This is a genomic window from Georgenia sp. AZ-5 (genome assembly GCF_043952095.1).
Classification (GTDB): Bacteria; Actinomycetota; Actinomycetes; order Actinomycetales; family Actinomycetaceae; genus Georgenia.
In genome coordinates this window covers 999,144-1,024,583 of the sequence record NZ_JBINOU010000001.1, presented here as the reverse complement: position 1 = coordinate 1,024,583, position 25,440 = coordinate 999,144, and the positions used below count along the sequence as shown (strand labels likewise).

The following is a 25,440-nucleotide window of genomic DNA, read 5'->3' as shown; positions in this document are numbered from 1 at the left end:
ATCATGAGACGACCTCTCGGGGGTGGGCGCCGAGCTCGTTCTCGGCGGCCTCGTCGGCAAGCTTCGGACCCGCGGCCCGGTCGGAGGGATGGGTGGTGAGGCTCGCGAGGATGTTGGCCAGGCTGGCCCGTAGGTGGACGGCCGTGGCCTGGGCCGCCAGGGTGGCGTCCCCCTCGGCGATCGCCTCGGCGATGAGCCGATGCTCCTGTGCGGCCCGGACCAGCCGGTCCGGGTTGTCGTGGGAGAGCCGGCGCGCCCGAGCCACGTGCGAGCGCAGGGAGGCCAGCGCGCGCAGCAGGTAGGGGCTCTCCATCGCCTGGTCCAGGGCGTCGTCAAGATCGGCCACCAGCCGGTAGTACGCGACGCGGTCCGGGTCATCGGCGCTGAGCAGCGTGGAGGCGGCGGCGAGCCGCTCCGCGAGGCCGGCAAAGACGGCTGGATCGCCGCGCCGGGCGGCCAGCCGGGCGGCCTGGCACTCGAGGGCCTCGCGCAGCTCGAAGAGGTGCCGCACATCAGCCGCGGAGACGTCCGAAACGACCAGGGTGCGGCCCTTGCCGGTCACGGCAAGCCCCTCCTGGGCCAGCCGGCCCAGCGCCTCCCGCAGCGGCGTGCGGGAGACCCCCAGGCGCGCGGCCTGCTCGACCTCGCCGAGCTCGGCGCCGGGCGCCAGGCGGCAGGAGACGATCTCCTCCCGCAGCGCTGCGTAGACGCGTTCACTGGCCCGCATGACGTCGAGACTACACACACTGGGGCCGCTTGTATACAGATTTGGTGCGCCCGCACGGGAATAGGCCAGCTTTGCGCTACGGCAGCCCCCTCTTGTATGCAGCGATCGCGGCTGGCCCGGAGCGACCCGGGCAAGAGCGCCCGGCCCCGGCCAGCCCCTGCACGAGGTCCCGCGGGCGGGGCGCACGGCGCGCGGAGGCGGTGGCACCAGCGGCACTCGAGAAGGCGCCGCGTGACCCGATCGCACAGCGACAGGAACTTGCCCCCCCCGGCAGCGGAGGGACCCCGAGACGGGCCGGCGGATGCGCGGTCGCGCCCGGCCGCCGCCGGATCAGCTCAGAGGAGGTCCCACGTGACCGGACGGGCGAGCACCTCTGGGAACTTCCGCGAGATGTAGCGCACGTACTCGTCGATGTGCCGGGTCATCGCCTCGCCAGACGCGTCTCCGTCATGCGCACGAAGAGCCTCGAGGATGCTGGTGTGCGCCTTGAGGACGGCGGTGCGCCGGTGCACGGGATAGTCGACGCCCAGCGCACTGCCGTCGAGGATGCCCACCAGTGCGTCGATGAGGAAGCCGTACATCGCGTTCTTGGAGGACCACGCGATGATCTCGTGGAACTCCATGTTGGTGTGCAAGAACGTGTCGATGTCCGACAGGCCGCCGCGCATGGTGTCCACCGAGGACTCCAGCATCCTCAGGTCGTCCTCGCTTATCCTCTCGGCGGCGAGCCGAGCCATCAGCGGTTCGAAACCCCGGCGTGCCTCGGCGATGGTCTCGAACTTGGCGTTCTCGAACTGCAGGAGGAGCAGCAGCGTCGTGGCAAGGGTCGAGGAGTCCGGTTTCTCCACGGTCGGCCCACCACCGGGACCGGGCTTCAGCGAGATGACCCCCTGCAGCTCCAGGAAGCGCAGCGACTCGCGCAACGTTCCCCGGCCGACCTGGTACTTCTCGAGCATCACGCGCTCGGGCGCCAGCTTGTCGCCCGTGCCGCGCTCGTCCCGGCGGATGTCGTCCACGATGCGCTTGGCGAGGAGCATTGCCGTCTTCTGGGGCCGATGGCCCACACCGTTGCCGATCACATCGTCTCCCTGGCAGCCGGATGCCGGGGGAGCCGGCGATCCGCTCTAATCATATGCATGAGGATAACGGACCGCACTGGCGCACCCTGATTACGCCCCCATAGCGGGCCGCGGAATCAGAGCCGGTCCTCCGCCCCTACCAACGGGGTCACACCCCCCAGCACCCCGTCGTCGGCCAGGTTTTGCACCTCCTCCGCCGCCATGCCGGCGACCTCGGAGAGGACCTCGCGCGTGTGCTGGCCCACCTCGGGCACGCCATCGTACGCGGGCCCCGCGTAGCCCTCGAGGTGCAGCACCGGGCCGGGGACGATGCCGCTGCCGAGCGCCGAGCCCGTCAGCTCCGCCAGTGTCCGGTAACGGAAGTGGGGGTCGGCAGCTATGTCGCTGGCGTCGTTGACCGCGGCCGCCACGACGTCCGCGTCACCGAGGATCCGCAGCACCTGGTCCCGGGACATGGAGCCGACCCAGCCGCGGACGACCTCCTGGACGAGCTCGTTGTTCTGCATCCGGGCGGCGTTGGTGGCGAACCGCGGGTCCGTCTTCATCTCCGGCCGGGCCATGGCGTCGAAGAGCCGCATCGCGATGCTCTGCGAGGAGGCCGCAATCGACAGCCACCCGCCGTCACCGGCCTGGTAGATCCCGCGCGGCGACGCGGCGCCCGAGGCGTTCCCCTGCCGCTGCGTGATCTCGCCGCTGACCGAGTACCGCAGGACCGCGTCGCCGAGGATGAACATCAGCGGCTCGTACAGCGCCACGTCGACCTCCCGGCCGCCTTCGCCGCGCTCGCGGGCGAAGAGCGCCATCGCCGTGCCGTATGCTGCGGCGATCCCGGCGATCGAGTCGGCGAAGCCGAAGGGCGGCGCTGTCGGAGGGGTCTGCGGCCATCCGTTGAGGAACGCGTAGCCGCTCACCGCCTCGGCGATCGTGCCGAAGCCGGGCCGGTCCCGGTACGGGCCCGTCTGGCCGAACCCGCTCACGCGCGTGAGGATGATGCGCTCGTTGACGGCGCGCAGCGCGTCGTAGCCGAGCCCCCACTGCTCCAGCCGGCCCGGCCGGAACGACTCAACCACGACGTCGACGTGCGGGGCGAGGCGCAGGACGACGTCCCGGCCGCGTGGGGAGCGCAGGTCCACCCCGAGCGACCGCTTGCCGGCGTTGATCCGGGCGAACCCGATGGACAGGCCGTTGTGCTGGGGCTGCCACTGCCGGGCGAAGTCACCAGTTACCGGGTCCTCCACCTTGAGCACCTCGGCCCCGAAGTCGCGGAGCATGCGACCGGCCGTCGGCGCGGCGTACATGCTCCCGAGCTCGAGCACCCGGATGCCCTTCAGCGGCGCTGCTTCGTGGCTCATCTGGGATCCCTCCGGCCTTGCCTAGTAGCTTCGCGGCAGGCCGAGCACGTGCTCGGCGATGTAGTTGAGGACCATCTCCTGGCTGATCGGGGCGATCCGCATCAGCCGCGCCTCCCGGAAGTACCGCTCCACGTGGTACTCCTTGGCGAACCCGTACCCGCCGTGGACGCTGATGGCGACGTCGGCGGCGTGGAACCCGGCCTCCGCGGCCAGCCACTTGCCCTCGTTGGCCTCCCTCGCGCAGGGGATGTCGTTGTCGATCATCCACGCCGCCTGCCGGCACATGAGGTCGGCGGCGTCGAGCCGGATCCTTGCCTCGGCGAGCTGGCCGGAGATGAGCTGGTTCTGCCCGATCGGGCGGCCGAAGACGACGCGCTCCTTGGCGTAGGCGGTGGCGCGACGCAGGGCCGCCCTGCCCAGTCCGATCGCGGCATTCGCGGAGATCACGCGCTCGGCGTTCAGGCCGGCGAGAATGGCCTTGAAGCCTTCGCCCACCTCGCCGATGACGTCCTCGTCGGCGACGAAGAGGTCGTCGATGAACAGCTCGTTGGTGTCGATGGCGTTGCGGCCCATCTTCGGGATGGGACGGATGGAGACGTGCTCGCGGTCCATCTCGGCGAACATGAGGGTCAGGCCGCGGGTGCGCCCCTGCCCCTCCTCTCGCGGGGAGGTGCGGCACAGCAGGAACATCCGCTCCGCCTCCTGGGCCTTGGTGATCCACACCTTCTTGCCCGAGACGAGCCAGCCACCGTCGACCTTGCGGGCGGAGGTGGACAGGTTGAGCGTGTCCGTCCCGGCGTCGGGCTCGGTGACGGCGAAGGAGACGTGCAGGTCACCGGTAGCGGCCCGAGGCAGGAAGCGCCGCCTGAGCTCCTCGCTGCCGTGCCGGATCAACGGCTCGAAGCCGAAGATGCCGATGTGGACGGCGCTGCAGCCGTTCATGCCCGCGCCGGAGGCGGAGATTTCCTGCTCGACAATCGCCGCCTCGGTGACCCCCATACCACCGCCCCCGTACTCCTCGGGAATGGTCAGGCCGAGCCAGCCCCCTTCGACGACGGCCCGGTAGAACTCCCACGGGAACTCGTGAGACTCGTCGTGCTCGAGCCAGTACTCGTCCCGGAACTGCTTGCACAGGTCCCGCACGGCCGCGCGGATGTCCTCGTGCGTCTCGTCCTGGCCGAGCGCCAAGGCGCCGGTCTGCGTATGCGTCATTGCTGTGCCTCCTGTTGTCCGCCTCTTCGCGTGTGTGTCCCTGCCCCGCTCGCGCCCGTCACCGGCCGGCCCACACGGGCGAGCGCTTCTCGGCGAAGGCTCGGGCGCCCTCCTGCGCGTCGGCGGACCGGCGCACCGGGTCCACGATCTCGTGCTGACGACCGAACGCCTCCTCGAGGGGCCAGCCGGCCGACTCCACGAGAACCCGCTTGGAGGCGGCCAGCGCGAGCGGGGCGTTCTCGGCCACCTGCTGCGCAAGGTCCACCGCCTCCTCCAGCGCCCCGCCGGGTGGGGTGAGCCGGTTGACGAGCCCGGCGGCCGCCGCCTCCTCGGCCGACCAGTGGCGGCCGGTCAGCACCAGCTCCATGGCGAGGTGGTACGGGATCCGGCGCGGGAGCCGGAACAGCCCGCCGGCCGCCGCTGTCAGTCCGCGGCGGACCTCGGGCAGACCGAAAACGGCGGTGCGCGCGGCCACGACGAGGTCGCAGGCCAGCACGATCTCGAAGCCGCCGGCGAGCGCGTACCCCTCGACGGCCGCGACCAGCGGCTTGGCCGGCGGGCGCTCGACCAGACCGGCGAATCCGCGGCCGGGCACCACGGGCCGTTCGCCGCGGGCGAAGCCCTTGAGGTCCATACCGGCGCAGAAGGTGCCACCGGCGCCTGTGATGACCCCGGTGCGCAGCTCGGGCGAGCCGTCCAGCTCCTCCAGCGCGGCGGCAACCTCCTCGGCGAGGGACAGGGACATGGCGTTGCGGGCGTGGGGGCGGTTCATTTGCAGCACGAGCACCGGCCCGCGGCGCTCGACGACCAGCTCCTCGCTCATCGGGCGGCCATCCTCGCCGCGCCGTCGAGCCGGATGGTCTCGCCGTTGATGTAGGGGTTCTCGATGATGTGCCGGGCGAGGCCGGCGAACTCCTCAGGCTGCCCCATGCGGCTGGGGTGCGGGATGCCGTCGCCGAGCGCCGCCCGGGCCTTCTCCGGCACCTTGGCGAGGATCGGGGTGTCAAACACGCCGGGCGCGATGGTGCCCACCCGGACGAGCTTGCTGCCGAGGTCCCGGGCGGCCACGAGCGTCATCCCGACGATGCCGCCCTTGGCGGAGGCGTAGGGAACCTGGCCTATCTGCCCCTCGTACGCGGCGGTGGAGGCGGTCAGCACGCAGACCCCGCGCTCGCCGTCGGCGGGCTCGTTGCGCGCCAGGCGCGCGGCGACCAGGCGCAGGACGTTGAAGGTCCCGATGAGGTTCACGCGCACGACCGTCTCGAACAGCTCGAGGGAGCCGGGGTTGCCGTCGCGGTCGACCACCCGCATGGCGCCGCCGCGGCCGGCGCAGTGCACGACGCCGCGCAGGGTGCCCAGCGACCCGGCCAGGTCCAGCGCGGCGTCGACCGCGGCGGGGTCGGTGACGTCAGCGGGCGCGAAGCGCGCGGCGTCGCCCAGCTCTGCGGCCACCTGCTCGCCCGCCGAGGCCGCCAGGTCGATGATGACCACCTGGCCCCCCTGGGCGAGCAGCTCCTTCGTCGTCGCCAGGCCGAGCCCCGAGGCGCCGCCGGTGACGACGAAGACGTTGCCGTCGATGCGCATGTCGTTCTCCTCTCGGGCCCGAGCCCTAGATCCGTTCGATGATCGTGGCGTTGGCCATGCCGCCGGCCTCGCACATGGTCTGCAGCCCCCACTGCTTGTCCTGCTGCTCGAGGGCGTTGAGCAGCGTGGTCATCAGCCGGGCGCCGGAGGCGCCCAGGGGGTGGCCGAGGGCGATGGCGCCGCCCCGGACGTTGAGCCGGTCCTCCTCGACGCCGAGCTCCCGCTGCCAGGCCACGGGCACCGAGGCGAAGGCCTCGTTGACCTCGAACAGGTCGATGTCGCCGACAGACATCCCGGCCCTGTCCAGCACCTTGCGGGTGGCCGGGATGGGAGCGGTGAGCATGAGCATGGGGTCGTCGCCCACCTGCGCGAAGGCGTGGAGCCGGGCACGTGGCCGCAGCCCTAGGGCCCGCGCCTGCTCCTCGCTCATGACGAGCATGGCGGCGGCACCGTCGGTGATCTGGGAGCTGTTGCCGGCCGTGATGTGCCAGCCCACGTCGGGGAACCGGCGCTCCATCTCCTCGCTGTGGAACGACGGGCGCAGATCCGCGAGCCGGTCCAGGGTGGTGCCGCGGCGGATCGTCTCGTCCCGCTCAACGCGCTGCAGCCCGTCGGGGCCGGGCACCGTCACGGGCACGATCTCGGTGTCGAAGCCGCCGGCGTCCGCAGCGGCCGCAGCGTTGGCGTGCGAGCGCACGGCCACCTCGTCCAGGTCGCGTCGGCTCAGGCCCCAGCGGGCGGCCACGAGCTCGGCAGCCATGCCCTGGCCGACCAGCCCGGGCGCGTAGCGGCCGTTCACACCCTCCCCGTACGGGTCGGCGCCCTGGCGGGCGCTGCCCATGACGACCCGGCTCATCGACTCCACGCCGCCGGCGACGACGATGTCGTAGCCCCCGGCCATGATGCCGTGCGCGGCGAACTGCAGGGCCTGCTGGCTCGAGCCGCACTTGCGGTCGATGGTGACCGCCGGGACGTGCTCGGGCAGGCCGGCGCCCAACCAGGCCATCCGGCCAGGGGTCGCGGACTGCTCGCCGACCTGGCTGACGCAGCCGACGAGCACGTCGTCCACGGTGCCCGGGTCCACGCCGGTGCGGTCGAACAGTGCCTGGAAGACCTGGGCGAGCAGGTCCACCGGGTGCAGGCCGGACAGCGCGCCGCCGGCCTTGCCGCGGCCGATCGGAGAGCGGACGGCGTCGACGATGACGGCGTTCTTCATGCGGTCACCTCCGCCGCATCGGCACCCACGAGCCAGCGGGCGAGGTTGCCGCCGAGGATGCCCGCGGTCTCCTGCTCCGTCAGGCCCAGGTTCCGCAGGACCTCGATCTCGGTGGCCGGGTCCGACATGGGCCAGTCGGAGCCGAAGACGATGCGGTCGGCGCCGTGCCGGCGGATGACCTCGCGGACGCGGGCAGCATCAAGCCCGGCGAGGGTGGGCGGCCAGGAGGTCTCGAGCACGACCGGAAGCCCCACGACCTGCTCCTCGGCCTCATCGAGGCGGTGGAAGCCGCCGAAGTGGCAGGCCACCAGGCGCAGCCTTGGGAAGGTGCGGACGATGTCGGCCAGCATGGCGGGCGTAGCGCGCCGGTCGGTCTCGGGCGTGCCGCCCTTGCCGACGTGGGTGATGACGGGGAACTCGTCGTCGAATGCCTCTAGGAGCGCCCAGATCCGCCGGTCGTCGAGGCTAAAGCCCTGGAAGAGCGGATGCAGCTTGACGCCGTGGACGTGGTGGCGGCGCAGGCTGTCGAGGTTCTCCTCCACGCTGAGCTCCGGGTGCACCGTGCCGAAGGGCACCAGTCGCTCCGAGCGCAGGCCGCCGATGAACTCGTTGGTGCGGTGCACGTGCCGGGCGTGGTCGGCGATGCCCATGACCACCGCCCGGTCGACGCCGCTGCGGTCCATCGCAGCGCGGAGCCCGGCGACGGTGCCGTCGAAGCTGGCGTCCATGCCCGGCACCCGTCCGGCGAGCGCGCGGGCGGCGATGTGGTCGGGCCAGACGTGCGTGTGCGCGTCGAGCACTGGAGTCCTCACAGCTTGCCTGCCTCTCCGCCGTCGATGACGAACGTCGATCCGGTGATGAAGTCGGAGCCCGCGGAGGCGAGCAGGACGGCGAGCGGGATGATCTCCTCCGGCCGGCCCATGCGCTTGGCGGGGATACGGCGCACCCGCTTGGCGAGCAGGTCGGCGTCCTCGGTGACCGCTCTCTGCGCCTCGGTGCTGAAGGCCCCGGGGGCGATGGCGTTGACCTGGATGTTGTGCCGGGCCCACTCGGCGGCCAGGGACTCGGTCATGCGGAGCACGGCGCCCTTCGAGGTCGAGTAGCCGACCAGCACCGGCTTGCCGCGCAGCCCGGTGGTCGAGGCGACGTTGATGATCTTCCCGCCGCCCTGCTCCACGAAGTGCCGGCCGGCGGCCTGGGCGAGCAGCATCGGGGCGATGACGTTGACCTCCAGGGTGTCGCGCCACACCGCGGGATCCTGGGTGAGGAAGTCCCCGGCCGGCGCGATGCCGGCGTTGTTGACCAGGATGTCGATCCGCCCGTGCCGCCGCACCACCTCTTCGACCGCCTGGGTGGCGGACCGGGGGTCGCGGGCGTCCAGCTGCAGGGCGCTGATGCGCTCCGGGTCCTGCGCCACCAGCTGCTGGAGCTGGCCGGTGCTGCGGGCCGCGCCGACGACCTGGGCGCCCTCGTGGGCGTAACCGCCGGCGATCGCCGCGCCGAGGCCCCGCGACGCACCGGTCACCAGGGCGACCCGCCCCGCCAGAACCTGCCCGCTCATGACGGCCTCCGGGTGAGCTGGCGCGCCAGGGAGTCGAGCACGACCTCCGAGGCGCCCTCGTAGATCCGCATGGGACGGGCCGCCCGGTAGCACCGCTCGATCACGCTGTCGCGCAGCAGGCCGGCCCTGCCCATGACCTGCACGCACCTGTCGACCACCCGGCCGGCGGTCTCCGTGGCCACGACCTTGGCCATGGAGGAGACGTCCAGCGCGGCGCGCGGGTCGGCGGCGGCCCGGGCGGCGGCGTGGTAGGTGAACACCCGGGCCGCCTCGAGCTCGGCCCACGAGCGGGCGAGGAGCTGGCCGACGGGCCCGATCTCGCTCAGCGGCCGACCGAACTGTTCACGGCCGGTCGCGTGGCGGACCGCCTCGTCCAGGGCGGCCTGGGCCAGGCCGACGGCGGCGCCGGCCACCGAGACCCGGAACGTGCCAAGCGTGGCGAAGACGAGGGAGAAGCCCTTGCCGGGGGCTCCGAGCCGGTGGCTCGCCGGCACCCGCACGCCGTCGAAGGTGAGGTCGCCGAGCAGGTGCGGTGCGATGATCGTCGGTGTGGGCGTGATGGTCAGGCCGGGCGTGCCGGCCGGCACGAGCACCATCGAGTACCCATCACCCTCCCGGCCGAGCACGCAGTAGAAGTCGGCCCATCCGGCGTTGGAGATCCATGACTTCGAGCCGTCGACGACGAGCTCGTCGCCCTCCTGCGTGATGGTGGTGGCTACCGCCTTGAGGTCCGAGCCGGCGCCGTCCTCGGTGAGCGCGAGTGCCGCGAGGGCCTCCATCGTGGCCACCCGCGGCAGCCACCGGCTGCGCAGCTCCTCGCTCCCACCGGTGGTCACGGCGAAGCTGCCGATGCCCTGCATGCAGAACAGCGAGTCGAGGTGGGCGCTGGTGGCCATGAGCTCCTCGCGCACCACGGTGACGGCGAGAGCGTCGACGCTGTCGTGGCGCCCGCCGTACGCGGCCGGAACCACGAGCCCGGCCAGCCCGCTGGCGGCGAGCGCCGTACGCATGGCCGCGTGCGGCTCGCTCATCTCGTCGGCCTCGGCGGCGTAGGACGCCAGCTCTCGCGCCAGCGCCCTCCCCTCCTCGCGCGCCGCAAGGTGCGCGGCGCCCAGCTCCGTGGTGGTGGGACCCTCCACCGTCGTGTGCGTACTCATCGGCGCTGGCTGAAGGTTCGGCCGAGGAGCTCGGAGACGATGCGGGTGCGCTGCATCGTGGGCGTGCCACCCGCGATGGCCCAGCCGTGGGCATCGCGGTGCAGGCGCTCGATGCCGTACTCCTCGGTGTAGCCGTTGCCGCCGTGGAGCTGGATCGCCAAGTCGGTCACCCGCTTGGCCATCTCGTTGGCGGTGACCTTGGCGAGGGAGACCTTGAGCGGGTCCGGCAGCCCGGTGCCGGCGTCGCCGGCGGCCCGGTACACCAGGGCGCGTGCGGCCTCCACCTGCAGGACCATGTCGGCGAGCGCGACCTGGACGGTCTGGAACTCCACGATCGGCCGTCCGAACTGCTGGCGCTCCTGGGTGTAGGCCAGAGAGCGGTCGAGCGCGGCCTGGCCGATCGCCAGGCTCATGGTGGCGTTGCCCAGGCGCTCGATCGAGAAGCCGGTGAACAGCTCGCGGAAGTGCCCGGGGCCGCGAATGAGGTTCGTGGCCGGGACGCGCACATCGTCGAAATACACGTCCGCCGACGGGATGCCCCGAAAGCCCATGAGCTTCTCCTGTGCGCCGAAGCTCACGCCCGGTGTGGTGGCGGGAACGAGGACGGCACCCACGCCCTTGGCGCCCGGGATGCCGTCGAACCGGCAGTACGTGTAGTAGTAGTCGGCGTGGCCGCCGCCGCTGATCCAGCGCTTGGCGCCGCTGATGACCAGCTCGTCGCCCTCAACGCGGCAGTCGGTGGTCATGTCGGTCGCGGCCGAGCCGGCGTCGGGCTCGGAGATCGCCACGGCGACGGTGGCTTCGCCGGTCACGACCTTGGGCAGCACCTCGGCCCTCTGCTCCTCCGTGCCGAGCATGGCCAGGGCCCGCGCGGGGCCCGTGTTCGCCTCGAACACCTGGAACGCGGCGGGGCGGCACTCCTTGGCGAGCTCCTCGATGACGACGAGCGCGTCGATCACCGGGGCACCGGACCCGCCGTACTCCGTCGGCAAGGAGATGCCGAGGAAGCCCATGTCCCCGAGTCGGCGCCGCTCGCCCTCGGGGAACGTCGTGCGGTTCTGGTCCCACTCCAGCGCCCGGGGCGCGTAGACCTCGGCGGCCAGCTTTGCGGCGGCCTCCCTGACGGCGAGCCGCTCGTCGTCCAGCACCTCGAGCATGTCCCTCACCCCTTCCATCTCTTATATTGGTAGGCATAGATTCCCATGATGCGGCCTTCACCGCAAGGGGTTTGTGCGTGACTTCCTCAGCGTGTCCGCTCGGCGAGCACGGGCACTCCAGCAGGGCGCTTCATCATCATGCCCTTGCGCTCGCAGACATGGACCACCTCACCACGCTGGTTGATGCCGCGGTGCTCGAACCAGACGATGCCCCGGTCGGGCCGGGTCTGAGACTCGCGCTTGCGCAGGATGGTGCTGCTGGCGCGGATCGTGTCGCCGTGGAAGACGGGGTTGGGGAACTCCACCCGCTCGTAACCGAGGTTGCCGAGCGTCGTGCCGAAGGTCAGGTCGTGCACGATCATCCCGCCCACCAGGGCCATCGTGAACAGGCTGTTGACCAGGCGCTGGCCGTGCTGGGTCGTCTTGGCGAACTCCTCGTCCAGGTGCAGCGGCTGGGGGTTCATGGTCAGCGATGTGAACAGGACGTTGTCCATCTCCGTGATGGTCCGGGTGTAGGGATGGTCGTAGACCCTCCCCTCCTCAAGCTCCTCGAAATACAGACCGGGCATGATCACTCCTTAGCGGTGCTGAAGTTCCGGCACGACCCGGCGGGCGTGCTCGAGCCACTCGCGCGCCGTGTCGGCGTGCGCCTTGTCGATGTGCAGCCCCTTGTAGCGCACCGCGCCGTCGCCGCGGGCGGCACCCTCCTCGAAGGCGGCGATGAGCCCCTCACGGAAGGCGATCGCCTCCGCGCTCGGAGAGAAGACCTCGTTGAGCGTGGCCACGTGCTTCGGGTGGATGGCGATCTGGCCGCGGAAGCCCAGCTGAAGGCCCTGCTCGGCGAACGCGCGCAGCCCGTCGAGGTTCTCCAGGTCCTCCCAGAGGCCTGTGAGGGCGTGCAGGCCGAACTCCCGGCACGCCAGGAGCACCCGGCTGCGCAGGTAGAGCGTCTCGGTCCCCTCGGGCGTCCATCGGTACCCCACGGCGCGGGCGATGTCGGCGTGCTCCGCCGTCGGGCCGACCATGGCGCCGACGCGTGGCGAGGCGCCTGCGATCTCGCGACAGTTCTGGATGGCCTCCACCATCTCCACCGGGACGATGAGCTCGAGGTTCGAGGCGCCGTTGCGGACCTCGAACCAGTCCAGGAGCGTCTCCCAGCGCAGGACGTCGTCGCGTTCGCGTACCTTCGGGACGAACAGTCCGCTGAGGCCCGGGACCACGACAGCCTCGAGGTCGGCCCCTGCGAGGCCGGTCGCCAAGGCGTTGGGGCGCACGAAGATGCCCGCCTCGACCCCGTCGGCGCGCAGGTCTGCGATGGTGCCCGCGACGACGGTGCGGGCGTCCGCCTTGAGCTCGGCGGGGACGGAGTCCTCCAGGTCGAGGACCACGGCATCTGCGCCGCCCGCAACCGCCTTGGCCGCCCAGGCGGGCTTGTGGCCGGGGACGAAGAGGACGGAACGGTAGGGGTGCACGGGGTCCTCCTCAGGTCCGGGCCGGCTGCAGCCGGTCGTGGGTGTCCGCGGTGACCCCGAGCTTGCGCAGCTCGGCCTTCTGCACCCGCTGGCTGGGGGTCTTGGGCAGGGACTCGACGAAGCGCAGGAACCGGGGCATGGCGAAGGCCGGGATCCGGCGTTCGCACCAGTCCCAGACGCTCTCCGGCGTGGTGGGCTCGCTGGTGATGAGGTAGGCCATGACCTCGTCCTCCCCCGCCTCCGCCTCGGCCGGCACCGCGATGACGGCGGCCTCGAGGACACGGGGGTGCGACAGCAGGGCGGTCTCGACCTCGTAGGAGCTGATGTTCTCCCCGCGCCGGCGCAGCGCGTCCTTGAAGCGGTCGACGAAGTAGAACCAGCCCTCCTCGTCGCGGCGCAGGGCGTCACCGGTGTGGAACCACAGGTTGCGCCAGGCCTCCGCCGTCTTCTCCGGCATGTTGAAGTAGCCCAGGCTGACGATCCACGGGACCCGGGGGCGCACGACCAGCTCGCCGATCTGGCCGACCTCCACCTCCTCGTCGGTCTCCGGGTCGACGAGCCGGACGTCGAACCACTCGTCGGCCGCCAGCCCGGCGGCGCCGGCCGGCCGGCCCTCCCCGTAGGGCGAGATGATCGGCGCGGAGGTCTCGGTCAGGCCGAAGACCTCGACGAAGGCCTCGATGCCGTAGCGCTTCTTGAACGCGTCGACGAGCGAGGCGGCGGTCGGCGCGGCGAAGACGGCCCGCAGGGCGTTGTCGGCGTCGTCGGGGCGCTCGGGCTGCTTGGACAGGAAGTCCATCATCACGCCGATGTAGTTCGTGACCGTCACGCGGCTCTCGCGGATCTGGTCGATCCAGCGGCTCGCACTGAACCGGGACCGGACGACGGCGCGGGCGCCGGCGACCATCGCGGGGTAGGTGGCCATGAACTGGGCGTTGCCGTGGAACAGCGGCGTGACGGTCATCCACGCGTCCTCTGCGGTGAGCCGCGTGAGGGAGACGCACTCGTCGGCGAAGAAGTACATCTGCGCGTGCGGCATCGCCACGCCCTTGGACGGGCCCGTCGTGCCGGAGGTGAAGAACACCGCGGCGAGGTCGCGTGGGCTGACCTCGGGCAGCACGGCATCGCACTCACGCTCAAGGACGTCCCACGGGTCGGCCAGCCAACCGTGCGCCCTCAGCAGCTCCACCGCCTGGTCCGCCTGGCCCGTGTCGATCACGTAGAAGTGCTGGATGTCGTCGGCGTCCAGCCGGATGTCGGCGAACTTCGCCGCGTGGACGTCGTCGATGACCGCAAGGCTCGCCCGGACCGTCCGGATCTGATGGGCGAGGAAGTCGTGCTCGTAGGCGGTGTTGATGGGCACCTCGACCAGGCCAGCGACGGCGGCGCCGAGCCAGGTGCGCAGGAAGCGAGAGGAGTTCGCCCCCATGATCACCACCCGGTCGCCCTTGGCCCCCCCGGCGGCCAGCAGGCTGCGCCCGACGCGCTCAGCGGCGGCGAGCGCCTCGGCATAGCTCCAGGTCGCGGACTCTTCCGGGAGGTCCAGGAACGTCGCGTCGGGCGTGCCGGAGGCACGCGCCCGCAGCACCGTGGGCAACGCCCACTGCTCCCGGTCGGTGAAAGTGGGCTTGAGGTCGGTGTAGAACCGCCGTGTCATCTCGGCTCCCTCATCGCTGGTGCCGGCGGGGTGAACCGCGGCCGCCGCTTCTCGAGGAAGGCGCGCGCACCCTCCTGCATGTCGTCGCTGCCCATGGCCTGGATGAGCATGCCCAGGCCCGTGGTCATGGAGTCCTGGGCGAGGTTCCACCACAGGTTGCTGCTGGTCTTGGTGATCTCGAGGTACCGGGGGCTCAGCTGCTTGATTTCCTCCACCCACTCCTCGGCGCGGGCCATCAGGGCGTCGTCGTCCACGACCTCGTTGACGAGCCCGAGCGCGAGGGCCTGCTCGGCGCTGTAGCGCCGGCACATCATGCTGAGCTCCTTGGCCCGCTTCTCACCGATCTGCAGGGCCATGAGGTTCGTGGCCCCGAGCACCGGAGCGGACCCGACCCGCGGGCCGGTCTGCCCGAAGGTGGCGCCGCGCGCCGCGATGGCGAGGTCGCAGGCGACGACAAGCTCGTTCCCGCCGCCGGCCGCCGCACCGTTGACCGCGGCGAGCACCGGCCGGGGGCACGCCCGGATGGCCTGCACCATGCGCAGCGACGTCGTGAACAGCCGGCGCAGCTGCTCCGGGTCCGGATCATCGAGCTGATCCAGGGCGCCACCGGCACAGAAGCTCCCGCCGGAGCCGGTGATGACGACGGCGTACGCGTCGGCGGCTGCTTCCACGGCATCGATGACGGCGTGGGCCATCTCTATGTCGTAGGCGTTGCGGCGGTCAGGCCGTTGCAAACGGATCCAGACCGCGCCGGCCCTGCGCTCGACCTCGACGTCGGGCATCGTCACCTCCCTGTGACTCAAGAACACTGATAATCTTTAGCAGAGTCCTGGCGGGTCTTCAAGGGTTTCTGGGCGCCATGCAGGGTGCAACCCTCTCACCTCAGCGGCGCCTGCGAGCGGGCATGGCGACGCCAGCCTTCGAGACTCGGCGGCTCGCGGGGCGCCGCCGAGCGCCAGCCGAAAGGGTGCCTCATGGACGGGCGAGGCCGGCCCTCCCGGTTCAGTCCCGCAGCGAGAGGGCTAGCTCCGGGCACGCCTCGACACCGGTGACCGCAGCGTCCTCCAGTTCCGGCGGGACGCTCGGCATCTTCACGAGGACGTGACCATCCTCCTCGGCGAGCTCAAAAACCTCCGGCGCAGCCATCCGGCAGAGACCATGTCCCTGGCAGCGGTTCAAGTCGGCGTTGACCTTCATCTCGCACCTCCATGTGGATCGTGACACCAGAAGCGTCACCGGCGCCCGGCTCCCGCGGGCCGGACGGTCGGCACACCCCTTGACGTCGCGGACAATACAACTATTATCATGAAATGGCCCACTCATAGAAGAGTAGGAGATAACCGTGGAAGACCAGAGCCAAGCGCCACGTTGCCCGGTGGTCCACTTCGACCACCACTCGCCCGAGCATGCCGCAGATCCGGTCGGCAGCTACCGACGTCTCAGGTCGCAGACCCCGGTGGCATGGACGGAGGCGCACGGCGGCTACTGGGTGCTCTCGGACTACGCGAGCGTCTTCGAGGCCGCGCGCGACGACGAGCTGTTCACCTCGCGGCGTCTGCCCGAGTACGGGGGGGATGGCCTATCGGTGACCATCCCCAAGGCCCAGACCAGCTTTCACATCCCGATCGAGCTCGACCCGCCGGAGTTCCGGCCCTACCGCAAGGTGGTCAACAAGGTCACCGCGCCGGCCGCTGTCGCGAAGCTGGACGCCGTGATCAAGAAGTACGTCACCGCCTTCATCGACGAGATCATCGAGTCCGGTGACGCCGACCTCGCCTTCGTCGCCGGGGTGCCCGCGGCCGTCACCATCGACTGGCTGGGCCTCGACGCCTCCGAGTACAAGCTGTACGTGGACGCCATGCATACCCTGGTCTCCGCGCCCCCCGGCTCGCCGGAGTATCTGCACGCCCAGGACGTCGCCGTCCCGTGGGTCACGCAGACGGTCAAGGCCCACATCGCCGAGCGGCGCAAGAACCCGACCGATGACGCGACGAGCGCCTTCATCGAGGCGGATCTTGACGGCCGCAAGCTGACGGACGAGGAGATTTACTCGATCCTCGAGCTGATCATCTCCGGCGGCGTCGGCACCACGGCCTCGCTGGTCACGTCCGCCCTGGTCTGGCTCTACCAGAATCCGACGGAGCGCCAGCGGCTCATCGCCGACCCGAGCATGGTGGACATCGCCGTGGAGGAGTTTCTCCGGGTATTCTCGCCGACCCAGGCCCTGGCCCGGACCATCACCCGGGACGCAGAGTTTCAGGGCTGCCCGGTGCGCAAGGGGGACCGGGCGCTGCTCGGCTGGGGGTCCGCCAACCGCGACCCGAACCAGTTCGAGAACCCGGACGATGTGGACATCACCCGGTGGCCCAACCGCCACATGGCGTTCGGCGTGGGCGTCCACCGCTGCGCGGGTTCGCACCTGGGCAAGGCCATGGCGCGGGAGATGATCCGCCAGATCCTCGAGCGCATGCCGGACTACGAGGTCGACATGGACAGGGTGGTTGCCTACCCCGACCAGGGCACGAACGCCGGCTACCACTCGATCCCGGTCACCTTCACGCCCGGGCAGCGGCGCGGCGAGCTGCTGTTCGCGGGCAAGGCCCGGGACTGAGCGGCGGGCCCACGGGTCGGTAGCGACAACCATGGGCCGACTCGGCATCGACGACATCGAGGACCTGCGCGGGCTGGGGCTGGACAAGGGCGGACGCGACGGGCTGGTCCGTACCGCCTCGGAGTGCACGGTCGCGTTCACGTCACCGTCGGGGTGGCCCTCGGGTGTGGTGATGAGCTTCCTCTATGACCGCGAGCGGTTCTGGCTCACCGCGGTCCGAGGGCGCGCCCACGTCACCGCCGTGCTCGCGGACCCGCGGGTGACACTCGTCATCTCCGGCGCGGGCACGTCGCTGCCGCGCCAGATGCTGGCGGTGGCGGGGACGGTGACGGTTCACGACGACCGCGCCACCAAGGCCTGGTTCTTCCCCGCCTTCGCGGCCAGGATGGCGCCCGCCGACCCGCAGGCCTTCGTCCGCCTACTGGACAGCCCGAATCGCGTGATCTTCGAGGTCAAACCGGAGCGCATCACCGCCAGCCACGACTCCAGGAAGATGCCCGGCGACGGGCGGGGCGGCCCCCGACGCAACGAGGAGAGTCAGCCATGAGCGGGACCAGCATAGGCAGGATCGTCATCGTCGGCGCCGGGCTGTCCGCCGCTCGAGCGGCGGCGGCGCTGCGCCGCAAGGGCTTCACGGGGGACCTCGTCATGGTGGGCGCGGAGCCGCACCTGCCCTACGACCGCCCGCCGCTGTCGAAGGAGGTGCTGCGCGGGACCCGCGAGTCCACGGCGCTACCCTTCGATCCCGGCAAGCTCTGGGTGCAGGTGCGCGTGGCGACCACGGCGACGGGCCTCGACCTCGACTCCCGTCTGGTCCGCACGAGCGCCGGCGAGGAACCGTTCGACGGACTGGTCATCGCCACCGGCGCCGCGCCGGTCCGGCTGCCCGGCGACGGCGAACAGCTCGTCCTGCGCACCCTCGAGGACGCGCTCGCCCTACGCGGACGCCTCGCGCCCGGCGCACGTGTCGTCATCATCGGTGCCAGCTGGATCGGCGCCGAGGTCGCGACGGCGGCGCTCGAGGCAGGGTGCCGCGTGACCTGCTTGGAGGCGGGGACCGCTCCGGTGGCCCAGGCCCTCGGTGAGGAGGTGGGCCGCCTCTTCCTGCCGTGGTGGTCGGGCGTCGACCTGAGGCTGGGCACGGCGGTGCGTGAGGTTGCACCGGGCGAGGTGTGCCTCGCCGACGGCGGCACCGTGCCCGCCGACGTCGTCGTCACCGGTGTGGGGGTGCGCCCGGCGATCGGCTGGCTCGCCGGCTCGGGCCTGGCGCTGGGACGCGGCGTGCGCGTCGACGAGCACTTGCGTGCGAGCGCGCCCGGGGTGGTGGCGGTGGGCGACGTCGCACAGCGCTACTCCCCACGCGCCGGTGAGCACATCCTCGTCGAGCACTGGGACGACGCCGGCACCGCGCCCGCCGTGGCCGCGGCGGCGCTGCTGGCCGGCGCCGACGACGAGCTGGCGGTGCACGACCCAGTGCCGTACTTCTGGTCGGACCAGTTCGAGCACAAGATCCAGTACGTGGGCCGCCACGGCGCCCTCGACCGCGTGGAGATCGACCGCGAGGACGCTCAGGGTTTCCCGGTCGTGCGGTGGTTCGACAACGACGGCGTGCTGACGGCCTGGCTCGGCGTCGACCGTGCGCGCGAGCTCGTCAAGGCTCGCACGGCTGTCCGGACGCGGCCGACCCCGGCCGAGGCCGGGCTGCCGGTCCAGAGGTGATCGCGCGGCGGCGGGACACGCGGCGGCGCGGCCGCTCTGCGGCTGGGGCCGGTCGGGACGACCGCGGGTTCGCCCCGCTGTGGCTCCTACTGCTCCTCGTGGTCGCCGTCGGGGTGAACGTCCGCGCCACGTTCGGGGCCACGCCGCCCCTGGTCGACGACATAGGCGCCGACCTGGGCCTGAACGCCACCCTGCAGAGCCTGCTCACGGCCGTCCCGGTGCTGGCCATGGGCCTGTGCGCGCCGCTGGGTCAGCTCCTGGGGGCACGGTTCGGGCCCGAGCGCGCGATCTTCGGGCTGGTGCTGCTCCTGGGGCTCGGAGGTGTCGCGCGCCTCGGCGTGGACTCCGTGCTCACGCTGATGCTCTGCGCTGTCGTCACCGGCGCGGCGATGGGGGCGACGTCCGCCCTCGTGCCGGGATTCATCAGTCGCCACCTCAGGCGCATCCCCGGCACCGCCACGGGGGTGTACTCCATGTCCATGGCCAGCGGCGTCGCGCTGGCCGCGTGGATCGCCTGGCCCACCACAGAGGCCCTGGGCGACTGGCGCGCCTCGCTGGCACTGTGGGGCGGGTTCGCGATCCTGACGGCCGTCGGCTGGCTCCTGGTGCTGCCCCGCATCTCCGCACGACCGCCCCGGCCGCCGGCCCCGGCCAGCGGCGCGGTTCAACGGGGGCTTCCGTGGCGCAGCCCGACCGCGTGGTGGGTCACCGCGATGACCACGGTCGGCATGCTCGGGGGCTTCAGCGGCGTCGGCTGGATCGCGCCCATCCTCGAGGAGCACGGAGCCACGGCGCACGAGGCGGCCTCGACCTTCGCATGGTTCCAGCTCGTCCAGCTGCTGGCGATGGTGACACTGCCGACGCTGACGGACCTGACGAAGGACCGCCGACCGTTGTTCTTGCTCCCGCTGCTTTCGTCGATCGCCGGGGTCTCCATGCTCATGGCGGTGCCTGACGGTCCCGCGGTGCTCGCCGCCCTGCTCTTCGGCTTCGGGGTGGGCGGTACGTCGGCGCTGGTGCTCGTGCTCATCCAGGACACGACGCGCGACCAGACCGAGGCTGGGCGGCTCAGCGCCATGGTGATGATGGTCGCCAACTGCGCCGGTGCGCTCGGGCCGCTGGCTCTCGGCGCGCTGCACGACGTCACGGGCGGCTTCACTGCGGGCCTCGCTGTTGTCCTCGGCGTGGTGGCGCTCGGCCTGGCGATGGTGCCAATGCTGCGGCCGGGGCGCGTGGTGGAGCAGTTCGTCGCCGTCGCCCCACACCCGGAGGCGCGCTCCGTCTCACTCGACCCAGACGCGCCGGATCCCCGAGCTCCGTCCGTCGCCCGGGATCCAGCGGGCGGCGCGCACGATCGGCGGTCGTAGTCCGGTCCCAGCATCGGGCGCTTCGACGAACCCTTGGAATAGGTCGTCCAGGCGCGACACCCTCGACGTACACCCCACTACGGACCGAAAGCATCAGCGGCCGCTGTTGGTGGAGTTCAGCCTTGCGCAGCCAGCCACGCGGGTCCGGGTCGACCCCCTGCGCCTGGCATGCCGTCGTACGCACCCTCCACCTCCTGGGGTTCCTGGCAATTGGCCTCACGACGGCGAACGGGCGCGCCGCAATGGCCAGCCAGCAACCAGCCTGTCGGGGCAGGTTTCCTAAGATTATGGTCGGTTACTTTCTATGTGCGATTCATTGACATCATTGTCAACCTCCATCAGACTCAGGCCCTCGGCGGCACCGGAGCTGGCGCACGACACCGCAGCCACCGATCGACGTCACCAAGTGAGGTCTGGCAGGCACCGCACGTCGATGGAGATCGAGCATGTCTGGAACAGCAACACGTCCGCTGAGAGGTCCAACGTCGGGCGCGGCCGGCGCCGCCCCTGTGCTTTCCGTGCGAGATCTGCACAAGTCCTTTTCGGGGACAAGAGCCCTGAAGGGCGTCGACCTGACCATCGAGCCAGGTGAGGTCCACGCTCTCGTGGGGCAGAACGGATCAGGGAAGTCGACCCTGATCAAGGTCCTCTCCGGCTACCACCAGCCGGACCCAGGGTCCGAGATCCTGTTCGAGGGGAGGCCCCTCCACGGTGACTCCCATGAGGACGGCCAGCACATCCGCTTCGTCCATCAGGACCTCGGCTTGATCCTGGAACTGACCGCCGCCGACAACCTCGCCCTGAAGTCGTCCTTCGTGACAGGACGGGGCGGCCGCATCCGGTGGCGCGAGGTGACGGACATCGCGCGACACGCGGTTGCTCGCCTTGGGCTTGACGTCGACGTCGAACGTCCGCTCAGCGAGGCGTCGCCTGTGCAACGCAGCGTTGTCGCCATCGCCGCCGCGCTGCTCGGCTGGGAGAGCGGGCGTGGCCTTCTCGTCATGGACGAACCCACGGCCGTCCTACCGCACACCGAGGTTCGGCACCTGCTTGACATCGTCCGCGAGATCCGGCGCATGGGCGCCAGCGTCCTGTACGTCTCTCACCGCCTGGACGAGGTCTTCGCCATCGCAGACCGCGTGTCGGTCCTGCGGGACGGGCAGCTCACCGGAACCTATGACGTCGCCACGCTCAATACCCAGTCGCTCGCCGAGCTGATGGTCGGGGACCGCGTCGACGCCGCCTTCCGGCTGGACCAGCAACCCGTTCAGACGGCTCCCACCGCACTGGCGGTCCGGCACCTGACTGGCCGCACCCTCAAGGACGTCAGCTTCGAGATCCGGCGGGGAGAGATCGTGGGGGTCGCAGGTTTCGCCGGATCCGGCGCGGACGAGCTCTCGTACCTCCTCTCCGGAGCCACTCCTGCCCTCGGCGCCGAGGGAAGCTTCCGCATCGGTGGCGACCACGGTCGGTGGACGCCGGCGGATCGCCTGCAAGAGGTAAACCTGCCGCACGTGCCCGCAGACCGCGTACGGGAGGCGATCTTCGCCGAGTTCGGCGTCAGAGAGAACCTGACAATCGGTGCCCTAAAGCGCAGCTCAGTGAAGGGCCGGCTCTCACGGAAGGCTGAGCACAGGTTCGCGAGGGACTGGGTGGAGCGCCTGGAGGTGAAGGTCCCCGACGTCGATGCACCGATCACGTCGCTGAGCGGGGGCAACCAGCAGAAAGTCGTGATGGCACGCTGCCTCGCCCAAGATCCACAGGTCCTCATCATGGCCGAACCCACCGCCGGCGTGGACGTCGGCACCAGGCAGGCCATCTACACCCTGATCGGTCTGCTGGCGGCCGATGGCCTCGCGGTCATCGTCACCTCCAGCGACACCACCGACCTCCTCGCGCTCTGCTCGCGGGTCCTGGTCGTGTCCGACGGCCGGGTCGTGAGGGAACTCACCGGCGACCAGATCACCGAGCACGAATTGCTCGCCTCGATGGAAGCAGGACGGGAATGAGCACAACGCGCGTCACCGCCACTCCTACCACCACGGCTCCGGCAAGGAATGAGCGGCCGGAGGGACGGGCCGCAGCCACACGGTTCCTCGTACCTTTCTCGCCGAAGAGGATCAGCGCCCTCTACGTGCTCGCGGCCATCATCGTTCTCTTCTCGATCCTTGCACCAACCACGTTCCCGCGGATCGCGACGATCCAACAGGTCTTGAACAGCAACGCCGTAATCGGCCTCGCCGCCCTAGCGCTGGCGATTCCACTGTCTGCCAGGGTGTTTGACCTGTCCTTCGCCTACACCATGTCGCTGGCCGGCGTCACGGTGGCGCACTTCTATGCCGTCATGGACTGGAACCTGTGGCTCGCTGTTGGCGCCGGTCTTGGCATCTCCCTGGTCGTGGGTCTGATCAACGCCGTCGTCGTCGTCATCCTTCACGTCGACTCGATGATCGGAACCTTGGCCACCGGGTCCATCATCCAGGCCTTCATCACCTTCGTCACCGGAGACATGAGCATCACCAGCGCCAAGCTCGCGGGAGGCTTCTCGGCCATCGGTCAGACCAATGTCGGCGGTTTCATCCTGCCGGTGTACTTCATGGTGGTGGTTGCCTTCGCACTGTGGTACCTGCTTGAGCAGACCCCTATGGGACGCCGGATCTACGCGACGGGATTCAACACCGAGGCGGCTCGGCTCACAGGGATCAAGACGAAGCGCATCCAGTTCACCTCCCTGCTCGTCTCGTCACTGATCGCCGGCTGGGCCGGCATCTGCCTCGCGTCGATCCTGGGTTCCGGCTCGCCGACCGCCGGAACGCCGTACCTCCTTCCGTCCTTCGCCGCGGCGTTCCTCGGCGCCACACAGATCCGTCCGGGCAGGTTCAACGCCTGGGGCACGCTGCTCGGCGTCGTCACGCTCGGCGCCGGCACAACAGGTCTGGCTCTGGCGACTGCACCGGCGTGGGCCGCGAACATGTTCACCGGCGTCGTCCTGATCGCCGCTCTCGCCGTGACGATGGTCCAGCGCCGGCCGGGCGGCGGCTTCGGCGCACGTCTCCGCGCGACCCTCTCCAGACGTACCAACTAGGGCGCACATCGGGGGCGGTCATCCAGCACACCCCAACCGAACGAAGGAGTTCTACATGCGTCGACAGCCAAGCGCTCACCGTGCCCGCAGCCTTCCCGCCCTCGTGATCCTCATCGTGGCGTTCCTGACCGCCTGCGGAGGCGCCAACGCCGGGTCGAGCACGGGTACCACCGACCAGGCCGGCCTGGAGAAGGCAGAGGCCATGGTGGCCGAGTATTCTCAACGGCCCACCGAGATCCCCAACGACGAGCCGATCACCGCCCCCATCCCGGAGGGGAAGCGGGTCACCTTCATCAGCTGTGGTGCCCCAGCGTGCACCCTCGAGGCCGACATCGTTCGCCAGGCGACCGACCAACTGGGCTGGTCATTGGACGTCATCAACACCGACGGCACACCCGAGAAGGTCAAGGGCGCATGGCAGCAGATCCTGCGGACCAAGCCGGACGGCGTCATCTACACCGCGAACGAGCGGGCGGTCTTCAACGACGAGCTTCGCCAGGCCACGGAGATGGGGATCAGCGTCGTCGGCTGCTGCACGACCGACCCGGTCGGGGACGGGCTGGACTTCGTGATCGGCACACCCGAGCAGACGGAGGAAGCCGGCCGCGTGATGGGCGCTTGGATGGTCGCGCGCAGCGGGGGCCACGCCAAGACCGTCTACGTGGACGTCCCTGCCTTCAAGATCCTGGGCTCCATCAAGCAGGGGTACGTGGATACGTTGAAAGAGACCTGCCCGGAGAATTGCACCACCGACACTCTCGAGATTCCCATCACCGCGGTGGGCAAGGACGTGCCCGACCGCATCGTGTCGTACCTGCGCGCACATCCGGACGTGAAGTACGTCGCCATCGCGACCGAGTCCATTGCGGGAGGCCTGCCGGCGGCCATGAACGCGGCAGGGCTAAACGACGTGGTCGTCATCGGCAACGGCCCGGATGAGACCACGCTGCAGTACGTCACCAGCGGCCAGCGCGAGGCCACGACGGCCTTCGCGTACTACGAGGAGATGTTTTCCCTCGTCGATGCCCTGGCCCGAAAGTTCGCCGGCGTGCCGATGGAGAAGGAGGTCGTCGTCCCGGAATGGATCCTCACGGAGGAGAACATCCCGGACGACACGAAGCTGTTTCCCCTTGTTGAGGACAACAACGAGCAGTACTTCGAGCTCTGGGGCGTGACCGAGGCCCGCGGCTGATGCGGGGTTCACTATCCCGCCTCTCCCATGACCACCGATGAAGGGACAGACATGACGAGACGTATGAAAGACAAGGTCGTATTCATCACCGGTGCTGCGCGCGAGCAGGGCCGCAACCATGCCGTGCGGTTGGCAGAGGTGGGTGCCGACATCATTGCAGTGGACATCTGCGAGAACATCGACACGGTCTCCCCCTACTACCCGTTGGCCACCGAGGCGGACCTTCGTGAGACGGTACGGCTGGTCGAGGCGACCGGTCGGCGGATCGTGGCGCGAAAGGCCGACGTACGGCACTTGGCCACCTTGCAGGAAGCGTTCGACGAGGGAGTGGCCGAGTTCGGCCGCGTGGACGGCGTCGTCGCGAACGCCGGAATAACCAGCTACCACGGCCACACATGGGAACTCCCGCAGGAGCACTGGCAAAACGTCATCGACGTCAACCTCACAGGCGTGTGGCACACCGTCAAGGTGGCCGTACCGACCCTGCTCGAGCAGAGGCGCGGGGGTGCCATGGTCTTCACCAGCTCCATCGGCGGCCTCAAGGGGATCCAGAACGTCGGACACTATGTCGCGGCGAAGCACGGGATCGTGGGGTTGATGCGGACACTGGCCAACGAACTCGCGCCGGCACGAATCCGGGTCAACACCGTGCATCCCACGAACGTGGACACGATCATGATCCAGAACCCCGGCACGTGGGGCCTGTTCGCGCCAGGGGATCCGGAGCCCACGCAGGAGAAAGCACTCACAGGGTTCAGCTCGCTCAATCTGCTGCCGGTCCCGTGGGTGGAGCGGGACGACATCAGCAATGCGGTGGTCTACCTCCTGAGCGACGAGGCGCGTTACGTCACCGGCGCCACCCTGCCCGTGGACGCCGGGGCAGCAGTGAAGTGACACCCCGCGTCAAGGGCGACGAGGTGCACTGCCCCGGGGAAGTTCTCTACGCGACAGGACATCCGGATCAGGTGAGGACCTCCGGGTGGTGTGAGCCATTGAATGCCCCCACACCAAGCTCGGAGGTCCTCACGTGCCCCCGATTTCCGACGACGTGCAAAGGTGCGTGCGTCCGGGTCCGATGGTGCACCGAGACGCGTGATGCCGGTGGCGCAGGAGCTCGGCGCAAACTTCCTAAACCCCGTAGAGGGCCGTAACTCTCGGTGTGGATCTAGTGTCAGGGACGCGCTTGGGCGTCTGGCAGTCGGCTGGCCCACGGGCTCGTCCCTAAGCTGGGTCGACGCGGTCGGCCCTTACCTCGAGGACGGTCCAGCTCCGAGATCCGACGCGACCTAAGA

The 25,440-nt window shown here is 70.2% G+C and carries 24 protein-coding genes; 8 read left to right on the top strand and 16 right to left on the bottom strand.

Annotated elements, in window-relative coordinates; translation table 11 throughout:
• Position 1: 1 nt before the first annotated feature.
• The 16 genes from ACF0H8_RS04895 to ACF0H8_RS04820 all read right to left on the bottom strand — a co-directional run bounded on the left by ACF0H8_RS04895 (position 2) and on the right by ACF0H8_RS04820 (position 15,371).
• Positions 2-727 (bottom strand): GntR family transcriptional regulator, encoded by a 726-nt coding sequence (locus tag ACF0H8_RS04895; protein WP_395287867.1) that lies wholly within the window; start codon positions 725-727, stop codon positions 2-4.
• A 335-nt stretch (positions 728-1,062) separates the two neighbouring features.
• Positions 1,063-1,764, bottom strand: coding sequence for a FadR/GntR family transcriptional regulator (locus ACF0H8_RS04890; RefSeq protein WP_395287866.1), 702 nt, complete (start codon positions 1,762-1,764; stop codon positions 1,063-1,065).
• Between the two features lie 158 nt (positions 1,765-1,922).
• Positions 1,923-3,158, bottom strand: a complete 1,236-nt coding sequence (locus ACF0H8_RS04885; protein WP_395287865.1) for a CaiB/BaiF CoA transferase family protein — start codon at positions 3,156-3,158, stop codon at positions 1,923-1,925.
• Between the two features lie 21 nt (positions 3,159-3,179).
• Complete coding sequence (locus ACF0H8_RS04880) at positions 3,180-4,370, bottom strand: acyl-CoA dehydrogenase family protein (RefSeq protein ID WP_395287864.1); 1,191 nt, start codon at positions 4,368-4,370, stop codon at positions 3,180-3,182.
• 58 nt (positions 4,371-4,428) lie between these two features.
• On the bottom strand, positions 4,429-5,193 hold the full coding sequence (locus ACF0H8_RS04875; protein ID WP_395287863.1) for a crotonase/enoyl-CoA hydratase family protein: 765 nt from the start codon (positions 5,191-5,193) through the stop codon (positions 4,429-4,431).
• Positions 5,190-5,954, bottom strand: a complete 765-nt coding sequence (locus tag ACF0H8_RS04870) for an SDR family NAD(P)-dependent oxidoreductase (RefSeq protein WP_395287862.1) — start codon at positions 5,952-5,954, stop codon at positions 5,190-5,192. The genes ACF0H8_RS04875 and ACF0H8_RS04870 overlap by 4 nt, the downstream gene beginning before the upstream one ends.
• Positions 5,955-5,979: 25 nt before the next feature.
• Positions 5,980-7,170, bottom strand: coding sequence for a thiolase family protein (locus tag ACF0H8_RS04865; RefSeq protein WP_395287861.1), 1,191 nt, complete (start codon positions 7,168-7,170; stop codon positions 5,980-5,982).
• Entirely contained in the window at positions 7,167-7,982 is an 816-nt protein-coding gene (locus ACF0H8_RS04860; RefSeq protein ID WP_395287860.1) for an amidohydrolase family protein, read from the bottom strand. The genes ACF0H8_RS04865 and ACF0H8_RS04860 overlap by 4 nt, the downstream gene beginning before the upstream one ends.
• Positions 7,979-8,731, bottom strand: coding sequence for an SDR family NAD(P)-dependent oxidoreductase (locus tag ACF0H8_RS04855; RefSeq protein WP_395287859.1), 753 nt, complete (start codon positions 8,729-8,731; stop codon positions 7,979-7,981). Before ACF0H8_RS04855 ends, ACF0H8_RS04860 begins: the two co-directional genes overlap by 4 nt.
• Complete coding sequence (locus tag ACF0H8_RS04850; RefSeq protein ID WP_395287858.1) at positions 8,728-9,888, bottom strand: acyl-CoA dehydrogenase family protein; 1,161 nt, start codon at positions 9,886-9,888, stop codon at positions 8,728-8,730. The genes ACF0H8_RS04855 and ACF0H8_RS04850 overlap by 4 nt, the downstream gene beginning before the upstream one ends.
• Entirely contained in the window at positions 9,885-11,045 is a 1,161-nt protein-coding gene (locus ACF0H8_RS04845) for an acyl-CoA dehydrogenase family protein (protein WP_395290808.1), read from the bottom strand. The genes ACF0H8_RS04850 and ACF0H8_RS04845 overlap by 4 nt, the downstream gene beginning before the upstream one ends.
• A gap of 86 nt (positions 11,046-11,131) precedes the next feature.
• Positions 11,132-11,614: a MaoC family dehydratase gene (locus ACF0H8_RS04840; RefSeq protein WP_395287857.1), complete on the bottom strand. Its 483-nt coding sequence runs from the start codon at positions 11,612-11,614 to the stop codon at positions 11,132-11,134.
• Positions 11,615-11,623: 9 nt separating this feature from the next.
• Positions 11,624-12,517 (bottom strand): HpcH/HpaI aldolase/citrate lyase family protein, encoded by an 894-nt coding sequence (locus ACF0H8_RS04835; protein WP_395287856.1) that lies wholly within the window; start codon positions 12,515-12,517, stop codon positions 11,624-11,626.
• A gap of 10 nt (positions 12,518-12,527) precedes the next feature.
• Positions 12,528-14,174 carry an AMP-binding protein gene (locus ACF0H8_RS04830; RefSeq protein WP_395287855.1) on the bottom strand — a complete coding sequence of 549 codons (1,647 nt, stop codon included), beginning with the start codon at positions 14,172-14,174 and terminating at the stop codon, positions 12,528-12,530.
• On the bottom strand, positions 14,171-14,956 hold the full coding sequence (locus ACF0H8_RS04825; RefSeq protein WP_395287854.1) for an enoyl-CoA hydratase/isomerase family protein: 786 nt from the start codon (positions 14,954-14,956) through the stop codon (positions 14,171-14,173). Before ACF0H8_RS04825 ends, ACF0H8_RS04830 begins: the two co-directional genes overlap by 4 nt.
• Before the next feature lie 220 nt (positions 14,957-15,176).
• Positions 15,177-15,371, bottom strand: a complete 195-nt coding sequence (locus tag ACF0H8_RS04820; RefSeq protein WP_395287853.1) for a ferredoxin — start codon at positions 15,369-15,371, stop codon at positions 15,177-15,179.
• Positions 15,372-15,630: 259 nt separating this feature from the next.
• Here ACF0H8_RS04820 and ACF0H8_RS04815 point away from each other — a divergent pair, with 259 nt between their 5' ends.
• From ACF0H8_RS04815 to ACF0H8_RS04780, 8 genes are all read left to right on the top strand, one after another.
• Positions 15,631-16,785 (top strand): cytochrome P450, encoded by a 1,155-nt coding sequence (locus ACF0H8_RS04815; protein WP_395287852.1) that lies wholly within the window; start codon positions 15,631-15,633, stop codon positions 16,783-16,785.
• Between the two features lie 31 nt (positions 16,786-16,816).
• Entirely contained in the window at positions 16,817-17,332 is a 516-nt protein-coding gene (locus ACF0H8_RS04810; protein ID WP_395287851.1) for a pyridoxamine 5'-phosphate oxidase family protein, read from the top strand.
• Positions 17,329-18,504 (top strand): NAD(P)/FAD-dependent oxidoreductase, encoded by a 1,176-nt coding sequence (locus tag ACF0H8_RS04805; RefSeq protein WP_395287850.1) that lies wholly within the window; start codon positions 17,329-17,331, stop codon positions 18,502-18,504. The genes ACF0H8_RS04810 and ACF0H8_RS04805 overlap by 4 nt, the downstream gene beginning before the upstream one ends.
• A complete protein-coding gene (locus tag ACF0H8_RS04800) occupies positions 18,501-19,871 on the top strand; it encodes a CynX/NimT family MFS transporter (RefSeq protein ID WP_395287849.1) in 1,371 nt (456 codons plus the stop codon). Before ACF0H8_RS04805 ends, ACF0H8_RS04800 begins: the two co-directional genes overlap by 4 nt.
• Before the next feature lie 518 nt (positions 19,872-20,389).
• A complete protein-coding gene (locus tag ACF0H8_RS04795; protein WP_395287848.1) occupies positions 20,390-21,880 on the top strand; it encodes a sugar ABC transporter ATP-binding protein in 1,491 nt (496 codons plus the stop codon).
• Positions 21,881-22,005: 125 nt separating this feature from the next.
• Entirely contained in the window at positions 22,006-22,956 is a 951-nt protein-coding gene (locus ACF0H8_RS04790) for an ABC transporter permease (RefSeq protein WP_395287847.1), read from the top strand.
• Between the two features lie 55 nt (positions 22,957-23,011).
• Complete coding sequence (locus ACF0H8_RS04785; protein ID WP_395287846.1) at positions 23,012-24,148, top strand: sugar ABC transporter substrate-binding protein; 1,137 nt, start codon at positions 23,012-23,014, stop codon at positions 24,146-24,148.
• Between the two features lie 27 nt (positions 24,149-24,175).
• Positions 24,176-25,042 (top strand): mycofactocin-coupled SDR family oxidoreductase, encoded by an 867-nt coding sequence (locus tag ACF0H8_RS04780; RefSeq protein WP_395287845.1) that lies wholly within the window; start codon positions 24,176-24,178, stop codon positions 25,040-25,042.
• The last annotated feature ends 398 nt before the right edge of the window (positions 25,043-25,440 follow it).

Bases quoted from the DNA above. Each gene is read 5' to 3' on its own strand.
- ACF0H8_RS04895 (WP_395287867.1), bottom strand. From the start codon at position 727: ATGCGGGCCAGTGAACGCGTCTACGCAGCGCTGCGGGAGGAGATCGTC.
- ACF0H8_RS04890 (WP_395287866.1), bottom strand. From the start codon at position 1,764: ATGCTCCTCGCCAAGCGCATCGTGGACGACATCCGCCGGGACGAGCGC.
- ACF0H8_RS04885 (WP_395287865.1), bottom strand. From the start codon at position 3,158: ATGAGCCACGAAGCAGCGCCGCTGAAGGGCATCCGGGTGCTCGAGCTC.
- ACF0H8_RS04880 (WP_395287864.1), bottom strand. From the start codon at position 4,370: ATGACGCATACGCAGACCGGCGCCTTGGCGCTCGGCCAGGACGAGACG.
- ACF0H8_RS04875 (WP_395287863.1), bottom strand. From the start codon at position 5,193: ATGAGCGAGGAGCTGGTCGTCGAGCGCCGCGGGCCGGTGCTCGTGCTG.
- ACF0H8_RS04870 (WP_395287862.1), bottom strand. From the start codon at position 5,954: ATGCGCATCGACGGCAACGTCTTCGTCGTCACCGGCGGCGCCTCGGGG.
- ACF0H8_RS04865 (WP_395287861.1), bottom strand. From the start codon at position 7,170: ATGAAGAACGCCGTCATCGTCGACGCCGTCCGCTCTCCGATCGGCCGC.
- ACF0H8_RS04855 (WP_395287859.1), bottom strand. From the start codon at position 8,731: ATGAGCGGGCAGGTTCTGGCGGGGCGGGTCGCCCTGGTGACCGGTGCG.
- ACF0H8_RS04850 (WP_395287858.1), bottom strand. From the start codon at position 9,888: ATGAGTACGCACACGACGGTGGAGGGTCCCACCACCACGGAGCTGGGC.
- ACF0H8_RS04845 (WP_395290808.1), bottom strand. From the start codon at position 11,045: ATGCTCGAGGTGCTGGACGACGAGCGGCTCGCCGTCAGGGAGGCCGCC.
- ACF0H8_RS04840 (WP_395287857.1), bottom strand. From the start codon at position 11,614: ATGCCCGGTCTGTATTTCGAGGAGCTTGAGGAGGGGAGGGTCTACGAC.
- ACF0H8_RS04830 (WP_395287855.1), bottom strand. From the start codon at position 14,174: ATGACACGGCGGTTCTACACCGACCTCAAGCCCACTTTCACCGACCGG.
- ACF0H8_RS04825 (WP_395287854.1), bottom strand. From the start codon at position 14,956: ATGCCCGACGTCGAGGTCGAGCGCAGGGCCGGCGCGGTCTGGATCCGT.
- ACF0H8_RS04820 (WP_395287853.1), bottom strand. From the start codon at position 15,371: ATGAAGGTCAACGCCGACTTGAACCGCTGCCAGGGACATGGTCTCTGC.
- ACF0H8_RS04810 (WP_395287851.1), top strand. From the start codon at position 16,817: ATGGGCCGACTCGGCATCGACGACATCGAGGACCTGCGCGGGCTGGGG.
- ACF0H8_RS04805 (WP_395287850.1), top strand. From the start codon at position 17,329: ATGAGCGGGACCAGCATAGGCAGGATCGTCATCGTCGGCGCCGGGCTG.
- ACF0H8_RS04785 (WP_395287846.1), top strand. From the start codon at position 23,012: ATGCGTCGACAGCCAAGCGCTCACCGTGCCCGCAGCCTTCCCGCCCTC.
- ACF0H8_RS04780 (WP_395287845.1), top strand. From the start codon at position 24,176: ATGACCACCGATGAAGGGACAGACATGACGAGACGTATGAAAGACAAG.